This is a genomic window from Desulfopila inferna, assembly GCF_016919005.1.
GTDB lineage: Bacteria > Desulfobacterota > Desulfobulbia > Desulfobulbales > Desulfocapsaceae > Desulfopila_A > Desulfopila_A inferna.
Window position 1 is genome coordinate 440,298 of record NZ_JAFFQE010000002.1, and the last position, 24,329, is coordinate 464,626.

23 protein-coding genes are annotated in these 24,329 nt (G+C 49.3%); 5 read left to right on the forward strand and 18 right to left on the reverse strand.

The features are described 5' to 3' along the window. Nucleotides 1–8: 8 nt before the first annotated feature. Genes JWG88_RS05960 through JWG88_RS05970 form a run of 3 tightly spaced genes read right to left on the reverse strand, consistent with a single transcriptional unit; the run spans nt 9 to nt 2,981 of the window. Entirely contained in the window at nt 9–788 is a 780-nt protein-coding gene (locus tag JWG88_RS05960; protein WP_205232795.1) for a LutC/YkgG family protein, read from the reverse strand. Continuing rightward, entirely contained in the window at nt 781–2,244 is a 1,464-nt protein-coding gene (locus JWG88_RS05965; RefSeq protein ID WP_205232796.1) for a LutB/LldF family L-lactate oxidation iron-sulfur protein, read from the reverse strand. Before JWG88_RS05965 ends, JWG88_RS05960 begins: the two co-directional genes overlap by 8 nt. Further along, nucleotides 2,241–2,981, reverse strand: a complete 741-nt coding sequence (locus tag JWG88_RS05970; RefSeq protein WP_205232797.1) for a (Fe-S)-binding protein — start codon at nt 2,979–2,981, stop codon at nt 2,241–2,243. Before JWG88_RS05970 ends, JWG88_RS05965 begins: the two co-directional genes overlap by 4 nt. Nucleotides 2,982–3,561: 580 nt before the next feature. Here JWG88_RS05970 and JWG88_RS05975 point away from each other — a divergent pair. After that, nucleotides 3,562–4,524, forward strand: a complete 963-nt coding sequence (locus tag JWG88_RS05975) for an ABC transporter substrate-binding protein (protein ID WP_205232798.1) — start codon at nt 3,562–3,564, stop codon at nt 4,522–4,524. A 98-nt stretch (nt 4,525–4,622) separates the two neighbouring features. On the opposite strand, the gene JWG88_RS05980 is transcribed toward JWG88_RS05975, so the two are convergent. Then, nucleotides 4,623–5,576 (reverse strand): aldo/keto reductase, encoded by a 954-nt coding sequence (locus tag JWG88_RS05980; RefSeq protein WP_205232799.1) that lies wholly within the window; start codon nt 5,574–5,576, stop codon nt 4,623–4,625. Nucleotides 5,577–6,187: 611 nt separating this feature from the next. On the opposite strand from JWG88_RS05980, the gene JWG88_RS05985 reads away from it, so the two are divergent. Then, entirely contained in the window at nt 6,188–6,829 is a 642-nt protein-coding gene (locus JWG88_RS05985; RefSeq protein ID WP_205232800.1) for an OB-fold nucleic acid binding domain-containing protein, read from the forward strand. Between the two features lie 107 nt (nt 6,830–6,936). Here the strand turns inward: JWG88_RS05985 and JWG88_RS05990 are convergent, their stop codons facing one another. From JWG88_RS05990 to JWG88_RS06000, 3 genes are all read right to left on the reverse strand, one after another. Beyond that, on the reverse strand, nt 6,937–8,187 hold the full coding sequence (locus JWG88_RS05990; RefSeq protein WP_205232801.1) for an acyl-CoA dehydrogenase family protein: 1,251 nt from the start codon (nt 8,185–8,187) through the stop codon (nt 6,937–6,939). Nucleotides 8,188–8,803: 616 nt separating this feature from the next. Continuing rightward, entirely contained in the window at nt 8,804–9,265 is a 462-nt protein-coding gene (locus tag JWG88_RS05995; RefSeq protein WP_205232802.1) for a YHS domain-containing (seleno)protein, read from the reverse strand. Between the two features lie 208 nt (nt 9,266–9,473). Further along, nucleotides 9,474–9,740 (reverse strand): DksA/TraR family C4-type zinc finger protein, encoded by a 267-nt coding sequence (locus JWG88_RS06000; protein WP_205232803.1) that lies wholly within the window; start codon nt 9,738–9,740, stop codon nt 9,474–9,476. 308 nt (nt 9,741–10,048) lie between these two features. Here JWG88_RS06000 and JWG88_RS06005 point away from each other — a divergent pair, with 308 nt between their 5' ends. After that, on the forward strand, nt 10,049–10,792 hold the full coding sequence (locus JWG88_RS06005; RefSeq protein WP_205232804.1) for an alpha/beta fold hydrolase: 744 nt from the start codon (nt 10,049–10,051) through the stop codon (nt 10,790–10,792). A gap of 209 nt (nt 10,793–11,001) precedes the next feature. Further along, nucleotides 11,002–13,164, forward strand: a complete 2,163-nt coding sequence (locus JWG88_RS06010; RefSeq protein ID WP_205232805.1) for a GAF domain-containing hybrid sensor histidine kinase/response regulator — start codon at nt 11,002–11,004, stop codon at nt 13,162–13,164. A gap of 54 nt (nt 13,165–13,218) precedes the next feature. On the opposite strand, the gene JWG88_RS06015 is transcribed toward JWG88_RS06010, so the two are convergent. Further along, complete coding sequence (locus JWG88_RS06015) at nt 13,219–14,010, reverse strand: alpha/beta fold hydrolase (RefSeq protein ID WP_205232806.1); 792 nt, start codon at nt 14,008–14,010, stop codon at nt 13,219–13,221. A 167-nt stretch (nt 14,011–14,177) separates the two neighbouring features. Further along, nucleotides 14,178–15,257 carry a magnesium/cobalt transporter CorA gene (gene corA, locus JWG88_RS06020; protein WP_205232807.1) on the reverse strand — a complete coding sequence of 360 codons (1,080 nt, stop codon included), beginning with the start codon at nt 15,255–15,257 and terminating at the stop codon, nt 14,178–14,180. A 272-nt stretch (nt 15,258–15,529) separates the two neighbouring features. On the opposite strand from corA, the gene JWG88_RS06025 reads away from it, so the two are divergent. Then, nucleotides 15,530–16,423, forward strand: a complete 894-nt coding sequence (locus JWG88_RS06025; protein ID WP_205232808.1) for an LOG family protein — start codon at nt 15,530–15,532, stop codon at nt 16,421–16,423. A gap of 128 nt (nt 16,424–16,551) precedes the next feature. Here JWG88_RS06025 and JWG88_RS06030 read toward each other — a convergent pair whose 3' ends face one another. The 9 genes from JWG88_RS06030 to queF all read right to left on the reverse strand — a co-directional run bounded on the left by JWG88_RS06030 (nt 16,552) and on the right by queF (nt 24,329). Further along, nucleotides 16,552–17,160 (reverse strand): SET domain-containing protein, encoded by a 609-nt coding sequence (locus JWG88_RS06030; RefSeq protein ID WP_205232809.1) that lies wholly within the window; start codon nt 17,158–17,160, stop codon nt 16,552–16,554. Continuing rightward, nucleotides 17,157–17,618 carry a GNAT family N-acetyltransferase gene (locus JWG88_RS06035; RefSeq protein WP_205232810.1) on the reverse strand — a complete coding sequence of 154 codons (462 nt, stop codon included), beginning with the start codon at nt 17,616–17,618 and terminating at the stop codon, nt 17,157–17,159. The genes JWG88_RS06030 and JWG88_RS06035 overlap by 4 nt, the downstream gene beginning before the upstream one ends. Before the next feature lie 4 nt (nt 17,619–17,622). After that, on the reverse strand, nt 17,623–19,095 hold the full coding sequence (locus JWG88_RS06040) for a RimK family ATP-grasp domain-containing protein (RefSeq protein ID WP_205232811.1): 1,473 nt from the start codon (nt 19,093–19,095) through the stop codon (nt 17,623–17,625). Continuing rightward, nucleotides 19,092–19,325 (reverse strand): hypothetical protein, encoded by a 234-nt coding sequence (locus tag JWG88_RS06045; RefSeq protein WP_205232812.1) that lies wholly within the window; start codon nt 19,323–19,325, stop codon nt 19,092–19,094. Before JWG88_RS06045 ends, JWG88_RS06040 begins: the two co-directional genes overlap by 4 nt. A 7-nt stretch (nt 19,326–19,332) precedes the next feature. Further along, nucleotides 19,333–20,502 (reverse strand): citrate/2-methylcitrate synthase, encoded by a 1,170-nt coding sequence (locus JWG88_RS06050; protein ID WP_337833106.1) that lies wholly within the window; start codon nt 20,500–20,502, stop codon nt 19,333–19,335. Between the two features lie 801 nt (nt 20,503–21,303). Then, nucleotides 21,304–21,759: a universal stress protein gene (locus JWG88_RS06055; protein WP_205232813.1), complete on the reverse strand. Its 456-nt coding sequence runs from the start codon at nt 21,757–21,759 to the stop codon at nt 21,304–21,306. A 193-nt stretch (nt 21,760–21,952) separates the two neighbouring features. Continuing rightward, complete coding sequence (gene wrbA, locus JWG88_RS06060) at nt 21,953–22,558, reverse strand: NAD(P)H:quinone oxidoreductase (RefSeq protein WP_205232814.1); 606 nt, start codon at nt 22,556–22,558, stop codon at nt 21,953–21,955. Between the two features lie 200 nt (nt 22,559–22,758). Continuing rightward, a complete protein-coding gene (locus JWG88_RS06065) occupies nt 22,759–23,835 on the reverse strand; it encodes a DUF418 domain-containing protein (RefSeq protein WP_205232815.1) in 1,077 nt (358 codons plus the stop codon). A 26-nt stretch (nt 23,836–23,861) separates the two neighbouring features. Then, complete coding sequence (queF, locus tag JWG88_RS06070; RefSeq protein WP_205232816.1) at nt 23,862–24,329, reverse strand: preQ(1) synthase; 468 nt, start codon at nt 24,327–24,329, stop codon at nt 23,862–23,864.

Below are 24,329 nucleotides of genomic sequence, written 5' to 3' on the forward strand. Positions count from 1 at the left end.
CAAAACGATTAAATCTCAGCCGAGGCAAAAATTCCGCTGCCTTTGAGAGGGGTGGTTTTTTGGACCATCAGCTCATCAATCACCACAAGATGGGTCTGCCGCGGACCGTGGGCGCCGTGAACCATATGGGCCTCGATGTCCGCGGTCTTGGATGAACCGGTAATAAAGACAAAAGACTCCTTTGGCGGCTCATCTCCCAAGAGGGCGTATACTTCGGTCAAATCGGCGAGTACATGCTCCAGACGGATGAGAGCGATATGCACGGAAGGCAGCAATGATGTGGATCGCGGCCTGCCGGGTCCGGTGATCTGTACTACGGTTGCGGATTCCGCCACCGCCCATCTGGGTACCGTTATACCGATAAAGGATTCAACTGACTTTTCACGCACTTCACTATCGTTTGAATATGCGGTGTGGACATGGACGGCCTCACCGGCCATTCTTTTCCAGAGCCCGAGTTCTATGAGATCGGGATGATCGTGCTGGATGATCTGCCTGGCGGTGCTGAATTCCGGTTTGGTTGACTTGATAATTGCCACGATCGTCTCAGCAGCGGCGTCAAGCGAAGAGACCGGATGAACCTCAAGCCGAAGCTGTTCACCGTTATCCTGGAGGATCTGCAAAAGCGCCTGTTTTTCAACATGAGTCCGATACTGTATTCTATCGAGAATCAGTGAATCGTCGACATCGGCAAACACTGCCGGACACTGCTCCATGTCCCTGGTCTCTTCTTTGGTATAGCCAAGCGCCGTTCTGATATCTGCGAGGAAAACGCCTTTCTCATCCATGGTTCACCTCATTGTTGCGTTTCTGATTCCGGCTGTGCTTTTTCTTCCAGCGCCTGTTGAACGGCTCCCTGGCAAGAGGCGGTAAGTCACGATCATTGGTCCACCTGGCCCCGGGGCCCATCATTTTGCCGATCATACCCGATTTGCCCATGAATGGTTTCTGCAGAAGGCGGGCGCAGCGCAGCGCCAGCCGGTAGAACATCGAGTTGGAGATGATCAGACGATAGAGCTTGAAGGCAAAGGCCTCACTCGGTTTATGCTGTCTGGCCTGCCATTTGGCGTCACCGTAGGCCAGTTTGTGCCTGAGGGCCAGCAGCATGCGCGGCAGGTCGATTTTCACCGGACAGATATCAAGGCAGGCTCCGCACAGGCTCTCACCCTTGCAGAGATCGGCATGTTGGTTCATGCCAAAGAGCAGGGGGCTGACCACCGCGCCGATGGGACCGGGATACGGTGAATGGTAGGCATGGCCACCGATCCTGCCATAGACCGGGCAGATATTGAGGCAGGCCCCGCAGCGTAAACAGGCCAGTACCTCTCTGAATTCAGGATCTCCCAGAATCTTAGACCTGCCGTTATCGACAAGAACCAGGTGAAATTCCTCCGGCCCATCCGGATCGCCCTCACTTTTCGGTCCGCCCACAAAACTCACGTAAGTACTGAGTTTTTGCAGAGCCGCCCCCCGTGTGAGTAGCTGCAGCATTCCCTGGTGCTCCTGCATGGTAGCCGCAATCCTTTCGATTCCCATCAGGGCCAGATGAATCCTGGGCATGGTGGTGGCCATGCGGATATTGCCCTCGTTGGAAACCAGGCTGATTTTGCCGGTTTCCGCACAGGCAAAGTTGCAGCCGGTAATGCCCATATCGGCATCGATCATTTTGCGGCGCAGTGCTCCCCGGGCGGCCCGGGTCAACTCCGGCGGATCATCGGTATAGTCGATGCCCAACTTCTCCTGGAAGAGTTTGCCAATTTGCTGCCGGTTCAGGTGAATACAGGGGGCGATGATATGCGAAGGAGCATCTCCGGCCAGTTGGATGATGAACTCTCCCAGATCGGTCTCGACTACTTCTACGCCCTGCTGCTCCAACGCCTTGTCAACACCAATTTCGGCAGAGAGCATCGACTTGCCCTTGACGACGGTTTTCACCTCGTTCTTCTGCGCCACCCGCAGACAATATTTGACCGCATCACTTCCGGTTTTGGCAAAGTAAACATGACCGCCCGCTTTCTGGACATTGTCCGCCAGCAAAGAGAGTACTACATCGAGGTTTTCAATGGTCGACATGCGCCGGCGTTTTACCCTATCGCGCAGCTCGTCATCGTCCTTGGCTGCCCAATATTCCATAACCCCCTTGCCAAATCGATTCTGCAGTTTTTTCAGGCTGCTCTGCAGGACGTGATTTTCCAGGGCTTTTTGGGCGTCTTGGCTGTATGTAGGCTCCTTGGTTCTTTTCATGTCCGCTCTCCCCGTCCTGCCAGGATTTCGGCAATATGTTTGACCCTGACCTTCTCGCCCCGCCGTGAAAGCCGGCCCTGGATGTTCATAAGACAGCTGACATCGCAGCCCGTTACACAATCTGCGCCGCTGGCCAGGATATTGTCTATCTTTTCATCGGCCATGGCCGTGGAGATCTCCGGGTAGTTGACGCTGAAGGTACCGCCAAAACCACAGCAGACATCACTGTCATTCATCTCTATCAGCTGCAGTCCTTCAACATTCTGCAGCAGTTTGCGGGGCTGGGAGCGGATCCCCAGGCCGCGCTGCAGATGACAGGAATCATGATAGGTCACTTTTCCGGGAAAGTGGGCACCGACATTGACAGCGCCCAGAACATCCACAAGATATTCACTGAATTCATAACATTTGTGGCCCAGCGCCTTGACGCGCATGCGAAACTCCAGATCCTCATCGGCAAAGAGCTGGGGATAATGATGGCGGATCATATGGACACAGGATCCCGATGGACAGACAATCCTCTCGGCGCTGCCGAATATGCGGACAAATCTTCTCGCCGCCGCTCTGGCCTCCTTCTGATAGCCGCTGTTAAAAGCGGGCTGGCCGCAGCAGGTCTGATCAGCGGGAAAGGCCAGAGGAACCTTCAGTCTGGTGAGGACTTCGACCATGGCATCACCCACATCCGGAAACATGGAATCCACCAGACACTGGATAAATAAAGTTACTTTGGTATGCATTTGATTCCTTTCTTCAAAAAAAATTGATGGCGTCGTAAAAACTCTTCATCTTCTTCGTTGCCACAAATTTTCTACTATTACGACGTACCTTAGTACGCCGGAATAGTAGAAAATTTTCGCACCTCGAATATGAAGCTTTTTACTTAGCCATCACAGATTCTAACTTTTATTGTCAAAATTGATTATCAATCAAACTCAGCCAAAGATGCCAGCATGATTGATTAGTATCTAAATATACAAGGTAATCAATTAGAACGTCATTCCGGACTTGATCCGGAATCCATCTCCCTCGAATACCTCTGCCTTGCGGATCTTCCCGGGCACTGATCCGGAACCGTATGACAGTAAGAACAAACTCCTCCAAACACCTTCAAACCCGAACGCATCTTTCCAGCTGAGCGACCCTGACAATCAACAAAAACATTCCACCTGAATATGCAGAATATGCCTGTTACCATTTTTCAGGCAAGAGCATTCCGAGCTGTTCTCGGAATACTATTTTCTTGCCTCAACCTATACTATCATATAAAGTTCAGCGTTCCAGGAATTTATTGCAACTCAGACTCCCAAGAGGACCGCCATGAAAAAAATTCTCACATTTGTATTTCTCTACTCACTGATCACCCTGAGCAGTGCTGCGATGGCTGCCGAGACTCTGATTTCGATCAGTCAGTTCGTCGACCATCCCTCATTGAATGAAGTTTTGCAGGGCTTCCAGGACGATCTGGCAGAAAACGAAATCGAGGTGCGCTACAAGGTATATAATTCACACGGCAACATGGCCACAACCGGACAAATCGCCAATCAAATTGTCTCCGACAACCCGGATATGATCGTCGCCATCGCCACGCCGAATGCCCAGGCCTGTGCCAGAATTTTCGAAAAACACGCCCGGATGAGTGGTACCCCCATGGTGTTCACCGCCATTACCGATCCTTTGGCGGCAGGGCTGGTCAGCAATTACGAGCATCCCGGGAAAAACATTACCGGTGTTTCAAACCGGCTGCCCATGGACAAGCATATGGAGATGGTGCTCCGTTTTGTGCCCGATCTGAAAAAGCTGGGAGTGATGTACAACTCGGGCGAGGTCAATTCAGTCTCCAACGTCAACCGCATCAAAGAGGCGGCGGCTGTCCTGGGATTTTCGATCGTTGAAGCTCCGGCAACCAACACCGCCGATGTGTATCAGGCAGCCCAGAGTCTGGTGGGCAAGGTGCAGGCTATCTATATTCCCACCGACAATACCGTTATTTCCGCGCTGGAGAGTGTAATCAAAGTGAGCGAGCGGGTCAGGCTTCCGCTTTTTACGGCCGACACCGATTCGGTTAAACGGGGCTCCATTGCCGCCATGGGTTTTGATTACTACCTGCATGGCAGGCAGACCGGCGCTCTGGCCCGCCGTATTATCGCCGGCGAAAACCCTGGTGATATTGCTGTTGAATTCCAGAAAGAGCTTTCCTTTCATGTTAATCCAGGAGCAGCACAACGCATGGGATTGACAATTGACGAGGACATACTTAATTCTGCCGACTTCCTTCATTGATGACGCCGCGATAAGCATCCGTACCGGTATAAACTCCGGCTTCAAGAAAGCCCGATCTACGTCGTTGTAGGTGAAACGTGCTGCGGCAGTTTGATCTGCTATTGTTCATCCCAGAGTCCGGCCTTGGTATAGCCGGATCCCGGACTCTCCCAGAAGGCCCCGTCAACATAGCGGAATCCCCTGTCCAGTTCCGCTATTTTTTTCATTTCATCGCTGCCAAGAGTGATACTCCCAGCCTCTAGATTTTCCTGCAGGCGCTGCCGGTTTACCGATTTGGGAATCACCACGGTTTCTCTGTGCAGCGCCCAGCTGATGAGCACCTGAGCGGGAGTGCAACCATGCTTCCCGGCAATTTGTGCAATAACTTCGTTTTCCAGCAGCGCCGGTTCATCTTTTCTTTTCATACCCTTGGGTCTGTCGGCCGATCCCAGTGGTGAATAAGCCGTGAGAAGAATGTTCTTCTTGCGGCAATATTCAAGCATATCATTCTGCTGCAGGTAAGGATGGAGTTCGATCTGATTCATCATTGGCGGAACAGAGGCCGTCGCCAGCAACTCGCCAATTCTTCTGACATTGAAATTACATACCCCGATATGTTTTACCAGCCCCTTGCCGACGCATTCTTCCAGGGCCTGCCAGGTCTCTGTTATCGGCGCCTCCTCCGGCCGCAGATAGTCTGAGGCCTTTCGCGGAAAAGATACCCCCGGCTTGAATGCCACCGGCCAGTGAATCAGATAGAGATCAAGATAATCCAGACGCAAATCGGCCAATGTTTTCCTCAAGGCCGGTTCGACATCAGCGGCAAGATGCGCATTGTTCCAGAGCTTCGAAGTTATCCAGATATTTTCACGCTTGATCTGACCCGAATCCGTCATTTCCTTGAGTGCAGCCCCGACTTCCTCTTCGTTCTCATAGGCCGGCGCACAATCTATATGGGTATAGCCGATATGAAGTGCTTCCCGAACGGCTCCGTAGACATCCCCCTTGCTCGATTTCCAGGTCCCCAGGCCTAAAGCCGGAATTTTTGCTTCCTGATAATTCATATATTTCATATATTCCCCCGCCTTGTATTTTGATTATCATTGTGCCGGAATTTTTGTCTGAAAAGGTCCAGAAATAAACGATAATATTTTCGCACCTCCTCAGTCAAAAATGACTGTTAAAGAAAGCCTTGGAAAAAAATTCGAATTCGGCAGCATGGCTGGCTCAGCTTTATTGACAGTAAATGAAAGAATTCCCCAAAAAGGTCCAACACCTTAATAACACTTTGAATGAATCATTGTATGTCAAATATTCCTCCCCGTCAAATGGGGTCATGTTGATTGTCTCCATATTGATCATCATATTTATTCGGAAGAGACAAGAGTTTAGGAAAATAGTCCGAGCCGGGAGGACATCTTCTTGCCTGGTTGGACATATGGAGTCACCATCATAACCTCTTCTGTGTCAATTTCTTGTAAATCTTGGCTGCAAAATTTCAAATATGATGATCTCGTAAAAAGTCGCCGAAGTCGCCGAAAAGACCCCTGCGCTTATCTCGACTACATAAAACTTAAAAGACCATATCAAGAAAACTCATGTCCTTAAGCTAACATGGCATAATGTATGCTTCCTTGATCGATGAAACCTTTTGTCCATACAAACGGCAAACCAGGAGGTAATTATGAACATGTTGCGAATCCTTTTTGCGGCGGTCTTCGCAGTCTTGGCGGCATCTTCCCTGATGGCCCAGAATGTCAAAAAAGCTGATGATAATAGCTGGCTCAGCCTAAACGGTACTGTTGTGGCCACAGATAAAGCCGGTTTTGAGATGGATTACGGCTCAGGGTTCATCAAGGTTCAGATGAACAACTGGCAGTGGTATGACCCTAATCATCCCATTCAGGTGGGCGATAATATTAGAGTTAACGGCATAGTCGACAATGATCAGGGTGAAAAACCGATCATAGAAGCAAGCAGTATATATATCAAGGATTTAAATACGTATGTATTCAAGAAAGAGGCGGGTGACATCTTCCAGCCTGCAATTGATCAGGAGGGGGTTTTTCAATTGCAAGGGGTCATCGTCGATACCGATAATCGCCGGTTTACGATGAATCTGGGCTCAAGAAAAGTGATTATCGACACCACGGAATTGCCTTACAATCCACTGGACGACAAGGGATACCAGCAACTGAAAGTTGGTGATACCGTTCAAGTCACAGGGGAGCTAAAAAAAGACAATACCCCCTTTAAAACTAATGTGATTACGGCAAACGTCGTGACGACGCTCCTGGAGGACAAGGGGAAAGTTATAGGAAACTGAGAGCACCCTTCAGAAGGAGGACAAATATACACCCCGTCTATTCGCCTGAGGCGAAGAGCAAGTTATGGTAGACCGCTTCAATGTGGTGTAATTGTTTGGAACTTCGTTTATTCATATACCTTCTCCTCTGTTTCGTGGGCATGCACCGCATCGTTTTCCACATCACGTACGGGTTGTTTTGACAATACCTTCTGGTATTCCTTGTACCATTCATTCTGTATTATCAGCTGCATAATCTGGTTGGTACCGACCCATATCTGGGACAGTCTGATGTCCCGCACTATTCTTTCCAGTGGATAAATATTCGTATAGCCTATCCCTCCCATAACCTGCATACAGTTGTTGGCGATATCCCAGGCCGAATCGGTGACGAACTTCTTGGATTCGGAAACCATCCTACGAATCCGACCCGGCTGTACCTTGCCCGAATCCACCGCACGGCAAGTGGTATACACCATGGAGCGAGCGGCATCCAGCATCATCACGCTGTCGGCAACCTTGAAGCCGACCCCCTGAAAATTCATGATAGGCTGTCCGAATGCTTTTCGTTTGGAGGTATACCTCGTGGCAATCTCGATTGCAGGACGTACGGAACCCAGGGTCATTGCCGCCGTCCCCAGCCGCTCCGGAACCATGTTGGTCATGAACACCTCGAAACCCTTATTAATGCCGTTGAGGCAGTAGCGTTCGGGCACGCGCACATTTTCAAAGATGACGCGACCGGCACCGCCACCGCGGACTCCCATCAGACCGTAGATGTACTTGCTTTCAACACCCGCGCGACGTGGAACCATAAAACAGGAAATCCTTTCGTGGACCTTCTCCGAGTCAGGATTGGTTAATGCGTAAACCATAAACCAGTCGGCACCCTCGGCTCCCACGATGAATCGTTTCTGGCCATTGATGATCCAGTCGCTACCGTCTTTTGTTGCGGTTGTAGTGGCGCCGAAAAAGTCGGAACCCCCACGTGGCTCAGTGAGACACTCCGCAGCATAGACTTCACCTTTGAGCAGCGGTACGACCATCTCCTGCTTCAGTTCTTCAGATCCATACAATACCACCGCTTCGCAGACTATGTCGGCACCGACTCCCCAGAGACAGGCCAGCGAATAACTGGCAACACCTACTTCTTCCGCAACTATGGCGTCATCCACCCAGGTGAGGCCCCTTCCCCCGTATTTTTTGGGCAGCCTGATGCCGAGAAGGTTGCGTCTCCCCGCTTCCTTCAGGTATTCATGAGGAAATTGTATCTTTTCGGCATCCATGTCCAGTATCATTTCTTTCGGCACCCAGTTGGTAAATTCCCTGGCCTCGTCGCGAAGCTGTAATTGTTCATCCGTCATCATGTAATCAAACATCCTGCCCCCTTTGAATTGGTGAGAGTGATAAGCCTGATGGACCCGCGATAAGCACCCCGTCACGGACACAAACTCCGTCTTCGAAAAAGCTCGACCTATGCCGATGCAGACCTGAAACAGCAATTCGCCGTATCCCTCCTGACAAATCCCCGTTTCAGGAACTACCCCTGGCTGCGCCTATTGCAGAATTCATCTCGGCAACTTTGAAATTTTTTTCTGACTACCCCTGAAACCCGACATCTTCTGGACCGGCCGGTACCTTGAGCTGAGGATGAGGGCAACCGATAAAAATTTTCGGGATTATCTTATATAGCATGTAAATAGGTTATATTGTCAAATATTTAGGTATTGTATTTCAGGTAGATGATTATAGATCGCAGGTCTCCTCGCAGAATCCATCTTTTGATACCTCTGGATTCCGGAGCCGTCACCCCCGACACGATCCGGCTTCGGAATGACGGCGGAAAAAGGCTTTTGCTGATGACCAGCTGAGTTATAATATATAATCAGCAAAAACAGATACTTATTTCCAGTGGGCAAGAACGCACAATGCTGCCCCCTACTGAACGAGATGTTTATTCCTGTAATTAAGGAAAGGAAGGATTGTAATTTATCTTTAATTCGTATTCTTCTTAAACGTTGACCAATTCTTATCAGCCTTATTTATATTTCCGGGAATATCTCTGCTCCATTTTTCATAGGCAGCCTCGCTGCAGTTCAGATAAAGCCTCCCATTGACGATCCTCCAGACTTCGGGATCAGTTTCCGCCTTCCGCTCTTCCGTCATAGCCCAGGCACAGTACCCGTCATATTGCGGGGCATACTTTTCCGGATTGGCCGCAAACAGATTCCTATTCTCTTTACTTGAAAAATACCAGGTCATACCATGCCATTGGTGGGTGAATTCCTCATCACCCTTCTTCGCCTCACCGTCAACAAAATAGGAGACAGAGTCGTATCCCCTTATGGCGACATCATTCTCCGTCGAACTCTCTGCCGCTATGCCTCCGAATGCATTCAATATGAGTGCAAAGAAAATGCCGATCAGGATCTTATTGGTTGAGCGTGGTAAGTTCATATTCTGCTCCTTTGTTCTTCCAGTCGTTTCACCTTATAGATTGATTATTTTACTGCAACAGTAATTGCTTGAATATTTTTTAACTGATTACCCCAGATCCTCAGCTTAGGCCGGAAATGCTGAGTTCAGGGGTAATCAGTTCCTTTTTATCAGCCGGGCCTGAAAGGTAAGATGCCAGAAATGGGAGACGCCTCCGTTTGTCTAAAAGCTACTTCAGCTGGCTGTCTTTACTGCCGCGTCTATTATAGCCTGTTTGTGCTGTCTGTTGTTTTTCGTTCTTTTCCTGGCAACTGATGCAGAAGCGAACGCCCGGAACCGCTTTTCGGCGAGCCTCGGGAATGGCAGCTTCGCATTCCTCACAATGAGTTAAGCTCTCACCTTGGGACAAACGACTTCTGGCCAGTTTCACTGCATCTTCAACACTGGCATCTATTTGATCCTGCACAGCCCCGTCACGCGACCAACCACCAGCCATAACTTTTGCTCCTTTAATAATGGACGCACCATTCTTGATAATCTCGTAAAAAGTCATCAAAGTCCTGAGATGGACTCTGAAAAAAGCCAATACAAACTATAATCAACATACAGGCTTCGTCCATACCGGTTAATCGTGCAAAGACTCTTCAAATCTCGACTGAAGATGGATTTTGTTCACCTGTTTCCCAGTACAAAGATGCTCGGGTCCGAGGATTTGAAAGTCCTTTTCTTTTCAGCTCATATACGCCATACTGTTGCGGTGAAGGATATGCACAGCAACCTTTCCCCAACCTCAACAGGATAAGTATGAAAAGACAATTCGCTTTTCCGTCTCTGGTTCTCTGCTGCCTATTGTTGTCCTCCTGTTCGTATCTTGCCAACAAGCCATTGAAAACACTTCAATACCAACATGGCCAAGCCCCGACCAAAAATCTTTTTGTCTTTATGCGCGGGCTCGGCGGCAGTAACCGCAGTTTTGAAGATGCCGGCATGGTTGATGAGGTCAAAAAGGGTGCGATTCCCTTTGATATGGTCGCTCCAAATGCGCATTTTGCCTATTATGCAGAAAGAACATTAATAGACCGGCTCCATGAAGACGTCATCCTGCCCGCAGTCCGACAGGGCTACACCAATATCTGGCTCGTCGGCGTTTCCATGGGCGGTCTGGGCTCTATGCTCTATTGGAAAGAGCGGCCTGAGCACATCAGCGGGATCTTTCTTATTGCACCCTTTCTCGGCTATGACGACATTCTCGACGAGGTTTATGCCGCAGGAGGGGTGCGGCAATGGCAACCGGGCCGGTATGATCCCGATGAGCAATGGGAAAAAATGTTCTGGCACTGGATAAAAGACCGTGTCGACGGCAAGACAAACATCCCGATCTTTCACAGTTACGGCAACAGCGATGAATATATCAAGGGCCAAAATCTTCTTGCCACCGTCATTCCTGAAAACCGGGTGATACGGATAGAGGGAGGCCACGACATCAAGACTTTCTCATCCCTCTGGAAGCTCTTTTTGCAAAGCGGTCTTTATAACACCGCCAGGTAAAAGAAATGCAATGACCCGGGCAGAGGCTCCCTCTCGGCCGCGGCATGTCTCTCCGCTCACCATTGAAAAAACCGGGCAGGACTTCAAATAATTAACAGTATAGACCGACTGGATAAGTGACTGATACTTGCAAAGACTACAGCATAAAAGTATTGTGCTAACGGATAAAACTATACCCGAAAGCCATGACACCTCAGTGATGAGCAAAAATGAAGACCTGGAAATACACAGACAGAGATCAGGAAGGTTCAGGAAAGGTTTTTGAAGACGCCGAAAAGCCTCATTTTCATATCGCTCAGCCCCCTGAAGAGAATTCAGAAATCAATCGCGAAATAGGCGAACGAAAACGCGCCGAGCAGATAACCCGTACCCTCTTTCGAATCTCAAACGCCGTCAACACCACCAAGAGTCTCGACGAGCTATATGGTTCGATTCATCGCATACTCGGGGAAATTATCAATCTGAGCAACTTTTTCATTGCCGTCTACCACAAACCGACCGGCAGAGTTGCCTTCCCCTATTTCATCGATCTATATGATTCAGCGGATGTATATGCTGACCAGATAAATAAATCAAACTCCCTGACCGGGGAAGTTATCCGCAAACAGAAAGCGATTTTTCTCGACAAGGCGGACCTGCAGCTGAGAGCTGCCGAAAACCGCCTTGTGGGAACGGCACCAATCGCTTGGCTCGGCGTGCCTTTAAAAATAAAAGGTGAAGTGATTGGGGTAATGGCTGCACAGTGTTACGAGGAACCGCACCCTTTTAACCTGATTGATCTGGAGATTCTTAATTCTGTTTCCGAACAGATTGCCCTGGCTATCGAAAGGAAGAGGAATGAACAGGCCTTAATCACAAGCGAAAAAAAGTACCGTACCATCATTGAAAGTATTGAAGACGGCTATTATGAAATCGATCCTCAAGGGAGATTGAATCTTGTCAATCAGGCACTGTGCGGAATGCTGGGATATGAGGAAAATTATTTGGTTGGTATGAATGCCTTAGGATTTATGAGCGAAGAATCTCAACGTAAAATCAAAGAATCCTTTGCCTCGATCCTCCAAACGGACCAACCCGGAATAACTCTGGAACTCCAGCTTCACCGCAGCGACGGCGGTATACGTTACGTCGAAACGGTAATCTCGGCAGTCTGCAGTGATGATGCCGGCCCTGTCGGTTACAGGGGCATTGCCCGGGATATAACAGAGCGCAAAAGTGCCGATCATTCCCGTAAAGTTCTGGAGCAACAGCTTCAGCAGTCCCAGCGTCTGGAATCACTGGGTACGCTCGCCGGCGGCATTGCACACGATTTCAACAACCTGCTCATGGGGATCCAGGGTAGAATCGAACTCATATTGAAAGACCTCGAAGAAGAACACCCACATCACCTGCAGCTGGCAACCATTGAAAGTTACCTGGAAAGTGCCGCGAGTTTAACTACCAGGCTGCTCGGTTTCGCCAGAGGCGGAAAATACCAGGTTCAACCCGTTGATTTGAATGCATTGACAGAAAAAAGCACGCAGATGTTTGGCCGGACAAAAAAAGAACTTTCCATAAGCTGCACCCTGCAGAAGGATCTATTGCCGATAGAAGCTGATTCCAGCCAGATCGAGCAGGTTCTGCTCAACTTACTGGTCAATGCCGGGCAGGCCATGGCGGCAGGCGGACACATCGCGGTCACAACAGGCCTCTCTCAAATAGATGAAAATGAAGCCCGTTTTCACGATATTACCCCCGGAAAATATGTGCAGCTCACTCTCTCCGATAACGGCAAGGGCATGGATAAAGAGACGTTGGGGAAAATTTTCGATCCATTCTTTACCACCAAAGCCAGGGGAGGCGGTACAGGGCTAGGCCTTGCCATGGTGTATGGCATTATTCGCAACCATTCAGGTGCGGTTTCCGTAAAAAGCGAATTGAACCGGGGCACCACTTTTACTCTTCTTCTGCCGGCATCGCATAAAAAGATCCCGTCTGAAATCGAAAGATCATCGACTGTGGTAAAAGGCTCCGGAATGATTCTTTTGGTGGATGACGAATCGATGATCATCGAAGTGGCCCAGGAAATTCTTGCCGTTCTTGGCTATCAGGTGCTGACGGCAGCATCGGGCCGCGAAGCTCTCGAGGTCTACGCCAGTAACCGAAAGAGCATAGATCTGGTTATTATCGACATGATCATGCCCCGGATGAGCGGCGGTGAGCTCTTTGACAGGCTGAAAGAAATGGATCCGGAGGTCAAGGTTCTGCTGGCCAGCGGTTACAGCATTGAAGGCGAGGCCCGGGAAATTCTGAAACGTGGCTGTAAGGGTTTCATTCAGAAGCCTTTTACCATTTCGGAGTTGTCGGCCAAGCTCAGCCGGCTGCTGGTTTGAAAAAAATACTCATCCGGCTCCGTTGGATTAATCACTAATGATAATCGTAAAAAGTCATCTACGTTGCCGAGATGAACTCTGGATCAGCTGTTTTACAAAATCAGACATAAGCTTTAACACCACCCCAGAGGTCTCCAGATGAGGAGTATGGCCGCATTCTTCCACTATCTCCACACGACAAGGGCTCGAAGTTTTGGTAGAAATAGAATTAACCTGATCAATTGAACCGTACTGGTCGTTCTTTCCCTGGATGATAAGCAGAGGAACCTCGATGTCCGCTAAGAGATACTCGATGTTCCAGTGCCGAAAGGATTCGGAGAGCCATATGTCCGACCAGGACCTGAACACGGTTTCTGTTTTCGCGCCATGATATTGAGCCAGGCCCTTTAGCTTTCCTCTCTGCCAGGCTTCTTCTGCTGCCTGTATCCCGGTGATGGTTTCCGAATCGACAAAGACATGAGCAGCCTCTGTTATTATGCCCCGCAGTTTAGAAGGCCGTCTGGCACCATATATCAAGGCAATGCTGCCACCGTCGGAATGCCCGATGAGAATATAGGGGGTATCTGGAATGATCCTATCAAGAAATGCCGGAAGCTCCCGGAGAGCATACTCATGGAGATAGCGGTTTGTACGCGGCTGCGGTAATGGAGACGACATCCCGTATCCCCGGCGGTCGTAAATCAGACCTGGACAGTTCGTCGCCCGGCACAACTGCTTGGGAAAATCGCGCCACATTGCAGTACACCCCAGTCCCTCATGCAGGTATACCAGACAGGGCATATCCGCTTTTCCTTCTATTGTGCGGTAATATAAACTATGGTTCTTTTCGATTAGGATATGTGACAAGATGGTCTCCGTATGACTTCAGGTTCAGCCAAAATGATAATCGAAAAACCGCAAAGTCCAACCACAAAAAGCGTCCTCTGCTGCTCCAGTCCCTTCGGGCTCAGTGCAGTTTTTTGGCTTTTGCCGGACTGCACCCTGCTCCACTGACAAAATTTTCGCCAATCACTTCAAAGCCAGCGTTTCCTGCGAAAAAAGAGCAGCAGCCCCATGCTGACCACGACAACCAGGACCCAGAACAGCCAATAGCCGTAGCGCATACCAAGCTCAGGCATATTATACGGGCTTGAGGTATCAAAGTTCATTCCGTATACCCCGGCCAGAAAACCTAGAGGAATAAAGATGGTTGCAATAATGGTCAACACCTTCATGACCTCATTCATTTTATTGCTGACACTGGAAAGATAGATATCCAGCAGCCCGGAGACCATATCCCTGAATGTCTCGACGGTGTCTATCACCTGGACGGTATGATCGTAGACATCACGAATATAAAGCCTGGTGGTTTGCTGGATAAGAGGGTTTTCGGTACGCTCGAGACGGCTTATAATCTCTCGCAGGGGCCAGGTCGCCTTTCGGATCAGGATCAGCTGCCTTTTCAAATCATGAATTGTAGCCAGATCATCGGGGCTTGGATCATCGATCAAATCATCTTCGGTCGCCTCGACCGTCACGGCAAGGTGCTCCATGATGACGAAATAGTGATCGACAATGGCGTCGACCAGAGTATAAGCCAGATAATCGGAGGTCATGAAGCGTACCCGGGGGACGGTATCGCGCAGCCTTGCCCTGACCGAATCGAAGACATCACCTGACCTTTCCTGAAAAGAAATGACAAAATTCTCTCCAAAGATAAAGCTGAACTGCTCTGAGATGATTCTATTTTCATCCTCATTGGGATAAAGCATTTTTATGGAGAGAAAGATATAATCATCGCCGATTTCAAGTTTCGGTCTCTGCTCGGTATTGGCTATATCCTCACGTATAAGAGGATGCACCCCGAAATGGCTGCCGATTTTTTCGATGACCGAGACATCATGCAGACCATCTATGTTTATCCAGCTCATGACCGGCTTGTCCCTAAAGGGAAAACATTCTTCGATGGAACCAACTTTAAACTCCTGCAATTCGGTTCGGTCGTAATTGATTATGCTGAATTCGGGTTTCTCTATTTTTTTCTGGCCGACAAAAACAACCCGCCCGGGCCTGTCTCCTTTTGTGGCTGCATGCCTTTTTAAATGCCTTACCATCCTTGCCCTCCCTTGCTGATCAGGTTATCACATTTCATGTTGTGTTATACCGGATATTCCATACGTAAATGGAAGACTGAAATTTTTGTGCCATTATTGGCCCTGTCTCAGAATCCGACTCTTCGCCTTTTACAAAAAAAAAGATAATTTAGACCCGACTATTTGTCTCCGGGTATTTGAATTTCCTTCCTCCGCTAATTATCCTGAAAATCATGATATACTCATATTGATAGACTTCAGATTACTAACAATTTTTTTAAAACGGGAATATCATGAAATCACGACCATCGCTTTCCAATTATCCCACATCCAAAGAGGATGCCAGGGAAACTGCCAGGGAGCCATTGACTCCACAAACGGTATCCCCAAGCTTCCATTTATCCTATACGGATATTGATTTCCTCACCCGCGAGGAACTTCGGCCGGTTCGCCTCCAGCTCGAGCTTTTGAAACCGGAATTACTCCAGCAGGAACATGGCATTGAGGCAACCGTGGTGGTATTCGGCAGCAGCAGGATAGTCGAACACGAAATAGCGGCCCAGCGCCTGGATGAAGCTAAAGCGGCGGCGGCCGAAAGTCCGCAGGATCCGCTGCTGAAAGAGCGCCTTGCCGTGGCACGAAGTATCCTTCGAAAGAGCCACTATTACGACGAAGCACGAAAGCTCGGAGCATTACTGTCGAAACTGAAACACCACGGGACCGGCTGCAATATCGTGGTCATCACCGGAGGCGGAGGCGGAATTATGGAGGCGGCAAACCGCGGCGCCCATGATATCGGTGCGGAAACCATGGGGCTCAACATTGTCCTGCCCCGCGAACGGGAACCAAATAGTTTCATTACTCCTGAATTATGCTTTCAGTTTCATTATTTTTCCATCAGAAAGATGCACTTCCTCATGCGGGCTCAGGCGCTTGTTGCCTTCCCCGGGGGCTATGGGACCCTGGATGAGCTGTTTGAAACATTGACGTTGATTCAGACCAGAAAAATCCACCCCCTCCCGGTTCTTCTTTTCGGTAAAGAGTTCTGGCAGAAGCTATTAAATTTTGAAGTTCTTGTTGCAGAAGGGGTCGTAGGTCCGAACGATCTGGAGATCTTCAGATTTGTGGAGAAAGCCGAAGAGGCGGCGGAGATTATAGAAGAGTACCTCAACTCCAAAAAACTGTGAATAACCACATTTGCAGCACTCTCAAAATCAAGCTCAGTATTGCCGGCTGAGGATCCGGAGATTTAAGAGAAGACTATCTGCGCTAACCGCAAGGGAAGGTTTTCTGTCTTGCACGGTAATCGGCAGAATCAGACGGCAGGACCGATTATCTTTGCCCCCTCGTAATAGCAGCTCCTTATAGACAGCAGTTCTCTTTTTCCACCAAGAACAGCCTGGATAGACCCCACGGTATGGTCAGAGAGAAAACTCCAGAGGGGCTGGTCTACCTGAGGCATCTTCGGAAAGGCCGCCTCAATTTTTTTATCCCACATTTCTGCAAAAATGAGGAGATCATCGGGGTAAACCACTGAGCGTGAACTACCTTCAGGGGCTGCCTCAAAAGGTTCTATAATATTGAGGTAGCCATAGTCGTCCGTCAATTCCTCCCCCGCTTCTATATCACGAACTGCTATTTCCAAATCATACGGAGTAAGACAGCAGTTTGCATCAAAGCTGTGATTGATATACCGTCCATTATCCCAGCAGAAGACATAGTTCCCCTGATTGTTGCGGAATGAATATTTGAGAAGGATTTGCTGATATTTTTCATCAAAACTATCCATCTCTTCAGGGAGCAGCACCCTGTCAAGTTTGTCCAGAGTCCAGGTGATTGTCCCGCAGGCAATTCTGCCGGTGGCAAAAAGACCATATCCTTTGGCATCGTTTATGTAACGTACTTCGGTGGATGGATGAATCATGGAACATCCTCTAAATTGAGCGTTTTTTTCATTTGCAGTGCGGTACAGCCGTCTTCATAATAATTATCTTTTCGGCCGACCGGGCTGAATCCGGACATGCGGTACAGTTTAATCGCCGCCTGGTTATGTTCGCATACTTCAAGAGTGAGCATGCTGCAACCGCAGGCGGAGGCAGTGGTTTCAGCATGGCGCAGCAGTTTCCGTGCTATCCCCTGTTTTCTCGCTTCCCGAGCGACTCCCAGAGAATAGATGCGGAGTTTACCGCTTCTCTTTCTTTTCAGCAGGACCATCGTGCCGACTAGTCTTCCCTGCTGTTCAGCCTTAAGGACAAAGCCGTTGGCTCTGGTCAGGAGATACCTGAGTTGCCGGGATGAAAGACGATCGACGGGAAAAAGCCTGTCCTCAAGATCTATTAGTTTTTCAAGATCGGCCACTCCGGCGGAGGCAATATGTATCATCTTTTCACGATCGCTGTTTTAATTTCAATCTCTCGACAAACTCGCGCAAAATGATGCGATAGAGTTCAGCCCCCAGAATTGTATCCTCGATGCCGTGATCCAGGGACGGATTATCATTCACCTCTATAACCACAACTTCATTGCCCACACATTTGATATCCACACCGTACAAGCCCTTGCCGATGGCAGAGGATACCTTTTTAGCAACACCGGTCACTTTTCTAGGCACCAGATGAACCGGAATGGTTTCCACCCGGCCCGACCTGGTGCTGCCGCTGGGTTTATGCTGATATATCTGCCAGTGCCCCCGAGCCATAAAATATTTACAGGCATAAATGCACTCACCATTGAGAACGCCGATACGCCAGTCGAATTCGGTGGGCAGAAACTCCTGGGCAAGCAGGATGGATGAACGCCGAAACAGGGTTTCCTGCATATTGGCATAATCCTCCGCCGAGGTGACCAGAGATACTCCAATGGAGAACGAGCCATCGGGAATTTTCATCACCATAGTATTGCCAAGATGTTGTGAAACTTCCTGGTAAGTGGGCTGCATCGCCTTGAACAGCAATCTGGATTTTGGAGCGGGGATTCCGGAGCGGTCCATCAGCTCTTTCAGATAGACCTTATTGGTGCAGCAGATGATTGAGGAAGGGTCATCGATGACTACCATATCGGCCTGCTGCGCCGCCTGTGCCAGCTTATAGGTGATATGATTTACCGCGGTCGTCTGCCTGATGAAAAGCGCATCGAACTCCATCAGCCGCGCAACATCCATCTCCGTTATCAATTCAGCGTTTATATTCATTTTTTTCGCCTCATTGACAAAGAGGTTCAAGGCACCCTTATTGCTTGGGGCAAAACTCTCCTCCGGGTCATGCAGGATGGCAATATCGTACCTGGCAGGCTTTTTGGTACGTGGCTGCCGCCACACCTTCTTATTGAATTGATCAAGGCAATTCGCAAAAAGATCCTGCTGGTGATCGTCGAACTCGCTGAGTGAAAGTGAACGTATAGCGGTTATCTCGGTAGGTTTTTCCGCGTTAAAACTGATGCGCAGCAGTGGACAGGGGTATTTATCGAACAAATACCGGGCCAGCCGCTCATATTTATGATCTTCGCATTTACCAAAGAAGAGATCGAGATGGAATTCATCTCCGTTTTTGGGCGAAGGAGCCCCTTCATTACATTTACAGAGCCTGAGCAAAGAGCTTTCCAGCTTGCCCGGCATAAAGTTATCAAGCTTATTCAGTGTTTCTACAGTTGGAAGTATCCTGTGTTTTCTGGCCTGAGCCAGCAGTGAGCAGTAATACCCTTCTGAGTGATAGGAAATATCCGAACAGAGATTAATAACCTGATGAGACTGTTTGCTCAGTTCATCCCACTGCAGGTACTGGATCGCGGTAATGACGCTGTCTGTCTGATAATACGGCTTCCATTGGTCAAGAGAATCTATGATGATAAGCAGGGAATTCATTGTTTTTTGCTCATGTTGATGATCAGGTCAAAAATCATCGAAGTTGCCGGAATAGTGGAAATGTTCGAAATACCAGAGGCAGTATCTGAAACGAAGTTGGCAGTATCAACGATGTAGATCAAGTTTTCTCGAAGTCCGAGCTTATCGGGTGTCCATCCATATTGAAAAATATGTGCCCCGCTCAATACAGGCTCTTTGACAAACTGCCGTTTATCGAATTGCTGCCTCACTGCGGGATCACCTGGACCTCTCCTCGATGCTGCGATAATGTAACCCGGTGGGTCCTGTATATTCGGCACGCGGACGAATCAGACGATTATTGCTCCATTGTTCAAAGATATGCGAGGTCCAGCCCACGGTCCGGCTGATAGCAAAAATCGGGGTGAATAATTCAACGGGCAGCCCAATGGCACTGTAGAGGGATGCACTATAAAGATCGACATTTGGAAACACTTTCGTTTTTTCTACAACTACTCGCTCTATTTCACGTGTTATTTCATAATTCTTTATATTACCGGTCAGCCTGGTTATTGAACAGGCATGCTTGCGGAGAACGTCAACCCGTGGATCTTCACAGCGATAGACACGATGACCGAATCCTGGAATCTTGATGTTGTTCGCGAGCTTGTCCAGGATCACACCTATAGCCCGGGAGGGCTCGCCAATCTCCTCGATCAACTGCATAACTTCCATGTTGGCACCACCGTGCAGTGGTCCTTTGAGAGTGCCGATAGCAGAGGTAACCGAAGAATAAATATCGGACATCGTCGCCGAGGTCACCCTGGCAGCAAAGGTGGAAGCATTCAATTCATGGTCGGCATGGAGGATAAGGGCCACGTCAAAAGCCCGTTCGATGACCGGATCCGGTTCCCGGCCCTGCAATGTGTAGAGAAAGTTATAAGCGATGCCGTGTCCCGGAATCGGCTTAATCGGCTCCAGCCCCTGGCGCAAACGCTGATGCGCCGCAATCAGGAGGGGAATGCGCAAGGTGAGGCGCTGAGCCTTGCGAAGACTTGCATCGAGGCGGGTATTGCCGCTATCAGGATCCCAATGTCCCAAAGACGACACAGCCGTTCGGATCACCTCCATGGGTGTCGCAGCCTTAGGGAACATGCGCAGTATCATGGTCGTTTCCACAGGCAGGGACATCGATCCGGTAAAACCGTCAAGAAACGCTTTGAATTCGGTAGTTCGAGGCAGGCATCCATACCAAAGCAGATAGGCGACTTCTTCAAATGTGCTTTGTGCTGCCAGATCGAGCACATCGTAACCTCGATATACAAGACGGCCTTTGTTGCCATCTATAAAACAAATCTCAGAACTACAGGCGACTATTTCGGCAAGACCGCCTTCGCTTTGCCTTTTTGTCTCCTGCAGTGCTGGCACTTCTTCAAAAGTCGTCTTCACTGCCGGTCTTCTCCTATAGTTGAATTAGCAGTTTTTTTCCAGGACAGCCGAGACTTGCACATTCCTTGCCAAAACTTCTCTAAATATCTATTTAACTGTATATCTGATCTTAATCGATTTAACGATTCCAAAATATATCAATCTTTGGGGAGAATAGGAATGTCAGTTCGTACTAGCTGAGAACTGTGTAATTCCGCTATGTTTTCCTACATATTCCCGTATTCTCCTGCCGAAAATATTCAAACAGAGTCCCCATGAATTCCTGGTAGTTCATTGATTCTACAGTACAAAAGATGATACCTCCAGGCACCCATCTGAGAGTGAATCAACTTTAAAAGAGGAAAACAACTTCCTAAAAAACGCTATATGACATAATTAACAGAACTCCATTTCCGAAGCTGATTACCCCTAATCCTCAGTTCAAGGTCGGGACTGCTCTTTTCACGGGTCTCTGCAGACCGGGCGGCTGCAGCGAAGCCCCCATGGACGGGTTTATGGCGTCCCGATGAAAAGAGCAGTCCCGGCCTGGGCCATGTGGTACTGAGTTTCAGGGGTAATCAGATTTCCGAATGAGGTGTCTTGTGGAAAGAAGCTCGGGCTAACTTTTCCTGCATGCAATTTGTTTAGGAGATGAAGGGTTAGGAAGCCATTTTTGCGGAATGAAATTTGGTTGGTATTTTTTGTCTTCCTGATACCTCCGGATTCCGAATCAGGCAAGACTTGCCCGGTCCATCAGGATTCGACAGCATGCCGAAAAGGCATCGCCATCAATCTTACCGATCTGCATTCGTACGATGAAGGTCAGCTACGATAGGGGTTCATCACCAGGGTCGGACAGGGAGCATTCTTGATGACACGCTCGGCAACGCTGCCAAGAAGGACCTTTTCCATTCCCCTCCTGCCGTGCGTTCCGATGATGATCAGATCGGCCTGTCGCTCCATGGCATAGTTGATGATTTCATCGACCACGTAGCCAAAGGAAACCTTGCTGCTGCATTCCTTCCGGCATTTGCCTGCGACCCTGCCGGTCATTTTCTCCAGCAGCTTCTTCGCCTCCTCGACCCGGTAAGCATTAAGCTCCTCGTAGGAATATTCACCGAATACCATTTCTCCCATGGTGCCGTATTCGAATTCCACGCCATGAAAAAAGCTTAAACCACTGTCCAGTCTGTTAGCCATATCGACGGCGTACTCCATCAGTTTCTCTGTGTGCCGGTCAAGGTCCACCGGCACGACTATATGATTGATGTCCTGCATATTTTCCCTCCGCCCGATAAAAAATAACGGATTACCAGTGAAACTCAGCCATAGATACCTCTGTTTCCGGCCATGTTATCCTCTCCAACACACCAGAAAAAACGACACCACCGTATATTCCATTTCTTTAAGTAAACCAATCTACAGCGATGCCGGTGCAGGCGGAAATAAATGCCCGGCGCTCTCAGACCATTCATCTAGCGGATTGCTTCTTCGCTATTTCCGCAACATGAGCCCCTTGAAAACGGGCTATTATCAACTCATTTTCAGATGGTTGACGGCTGCCGTCGGTGTCAGCAAGAGTGCTCGCCCCGTAAGGTGATCCACCAGTGATTTCGCTCATATTCATGAGTTCCTGACAGGAATAGGGTACCCCCACAATGATAAAACCAAGATGCAGCAGGGTGGTGTGAAAGGAGGTGATGGTGGTTTCCTGTCCACCATGCTGGGTAGCGGTGGAGGCATAGACGCTGCCGACTTTGCCGATCAGCTTCCCGCTAAGCCACAGCCCCCCGGTTTGATCAAGGAAGTTGCGCATCTGCGAACACATGTTGCCAAATCGCGTGGGTGTACCGAAGATAATGGCATCGTAGTCAGGCAATTCATCCACCGTGGCGATCGGAGCGTCCTGGTCAAGCTTGGCGCCGGCCTTCCTCGCAACTTCTTCAGGCATCAGCTCCGGCACCCGCTTTATGGTTACTTCAGTACCTTCTACCTGAGCGGCTCCTTCAGCCACCGCTTTTGCCATAGTTTCGACGTGACCATACATGCTGTAATAAAGAACAAGAATCTTTGCCATAGTGATCTCCTTATTTTCTCTGATGGTTCAGGACATCCGAATATGGGACTATCGGATGATAACCTTTTGCAGTTTTGACGCCGGTGCAATTTTCTGCTTATCAAAAAACCGATGATCCAGCTAAAAAATCATCGAGTTTGCCAAGATGTTCCCACCATGAACAATAAACATAAATCCTTGTTTTACCATAAGACTTTATGTCATGAACTTAACATTCTCATAACTGCTTCAAGGGGTCCTCGCTTGAAGTGGGTCAGCCAAAGATGGCCGAAGACCGCTCCGCACAGGTAAAAGGTGGCTGTCGCTACAACCGCAAAAGCCAGGCTTTGTCCTTCAAGGCGGCCAATAGCTTCCAGTATACCCAGGCCGACAATTACATGGGCCACGTAAAGCGTCAGCGAGAACCGGCCGGTTGCAGCTAGAGCGCGTATCCAGGCAGATCCGGGGCAGCGCTCTCCCAGGGCAATTGATGCGGCTATAACCGCGCAGGCGGTGCCCACCGCCGAGCAGAAGTAAAGCGGTGTGGGCGGCATCGGAGCGGTACTAAAAAAAGTGGTTATGATTTCTCCATTGATGGAACCGCTCATTGGTCCGCCATGAAAGGTAAGCCGGCTGAGAGCTTCAGCGGCAATGGCTACCGAAGCCCCCCAGAGAAATAAATGGCGGCATACGGCAGGATCACCTAGATCCCGGCGTCCGAGGATCATGCCGACAAGCAGGAAGGCAAGCCAGGGGAAGACCGGATGGAAGCCATTGAAGAAAAGACTGCGAACCATCCCCGCAGGTGACCAGAAATTAATATACTCCAGGGATTTCCAGTTCCAGTCCGCCTCATAGTCCAGCACGGAATAGAGAATGACGGATATTGCCACGATCAGGCCGCTGTATACCCAGAGCCTGAATGCGGGAGCGGCCAGTAAAAATGCAGCAAAAAAGAGATATAGGCCATAGAAATGCAGAATATCGGCAGGCCAGACAGAGGCATACAGCATGCCTGCGGCAAACAGAAACAGAGCACGCTTCAACAATATACGACGATCCCGGGCCAGCAGATCCTTGTCATTCAACAGCCGGGATTTACGGGAAAGCAGTGAAACTCCGACACCAGCCAGAACCACAAAGGTAGCGGCAACCCTGCCTTCAAGGAGTCCGATCAAGCTGACCAGCCAGTCCGGACCCTTGTCGGTTGCCCCCATCACGATCTTGTAATTGACCAGGATCATGCCAAAGACGGCAAGAGCACGGGCAATATCATAACCGATTATCCGCTGCTGCATGGTCCTCTCCCTGCTGCCTGGATCAGTTAACCGCGGCCACGGTAATTGGCAACCCCCTGTTCAGGAAGCCAGAGGCCTTGAGGAGGCTCTCCTGTCTGATAAAAGATATCAATAGGAATTCCGCCGCGCGGATACCAGTAACCGCCGATTCGCAGCCACTGAGGCTGTATGCACTTGATCAGACGAAGAGCGATTGAAACGGTACAGTCTTCATGAAAAGAACCGTGGTTGCGAAAAGATCCCAGATAGAGCTTTAATGACTTGCTTTCCGCAAGCCAGTCGCCCGGCAGGTAGTCAATCATAATGTAGGCAAAATCCGGTTGGCCGGTTATCGGACAGAGAGAAGTAAATTCAGGGGCGGTGAAACGAACAATGTAAGCAACCCCTTTCTGCGGATTTTCCACCCTCTCCAGGACGGCCTTTTCAGGACTCTCCGGCATGGTGGTCTGAGTGCCAAGCTGACTAAGATTTGTGTATATTGTTTCGGGGCTCAT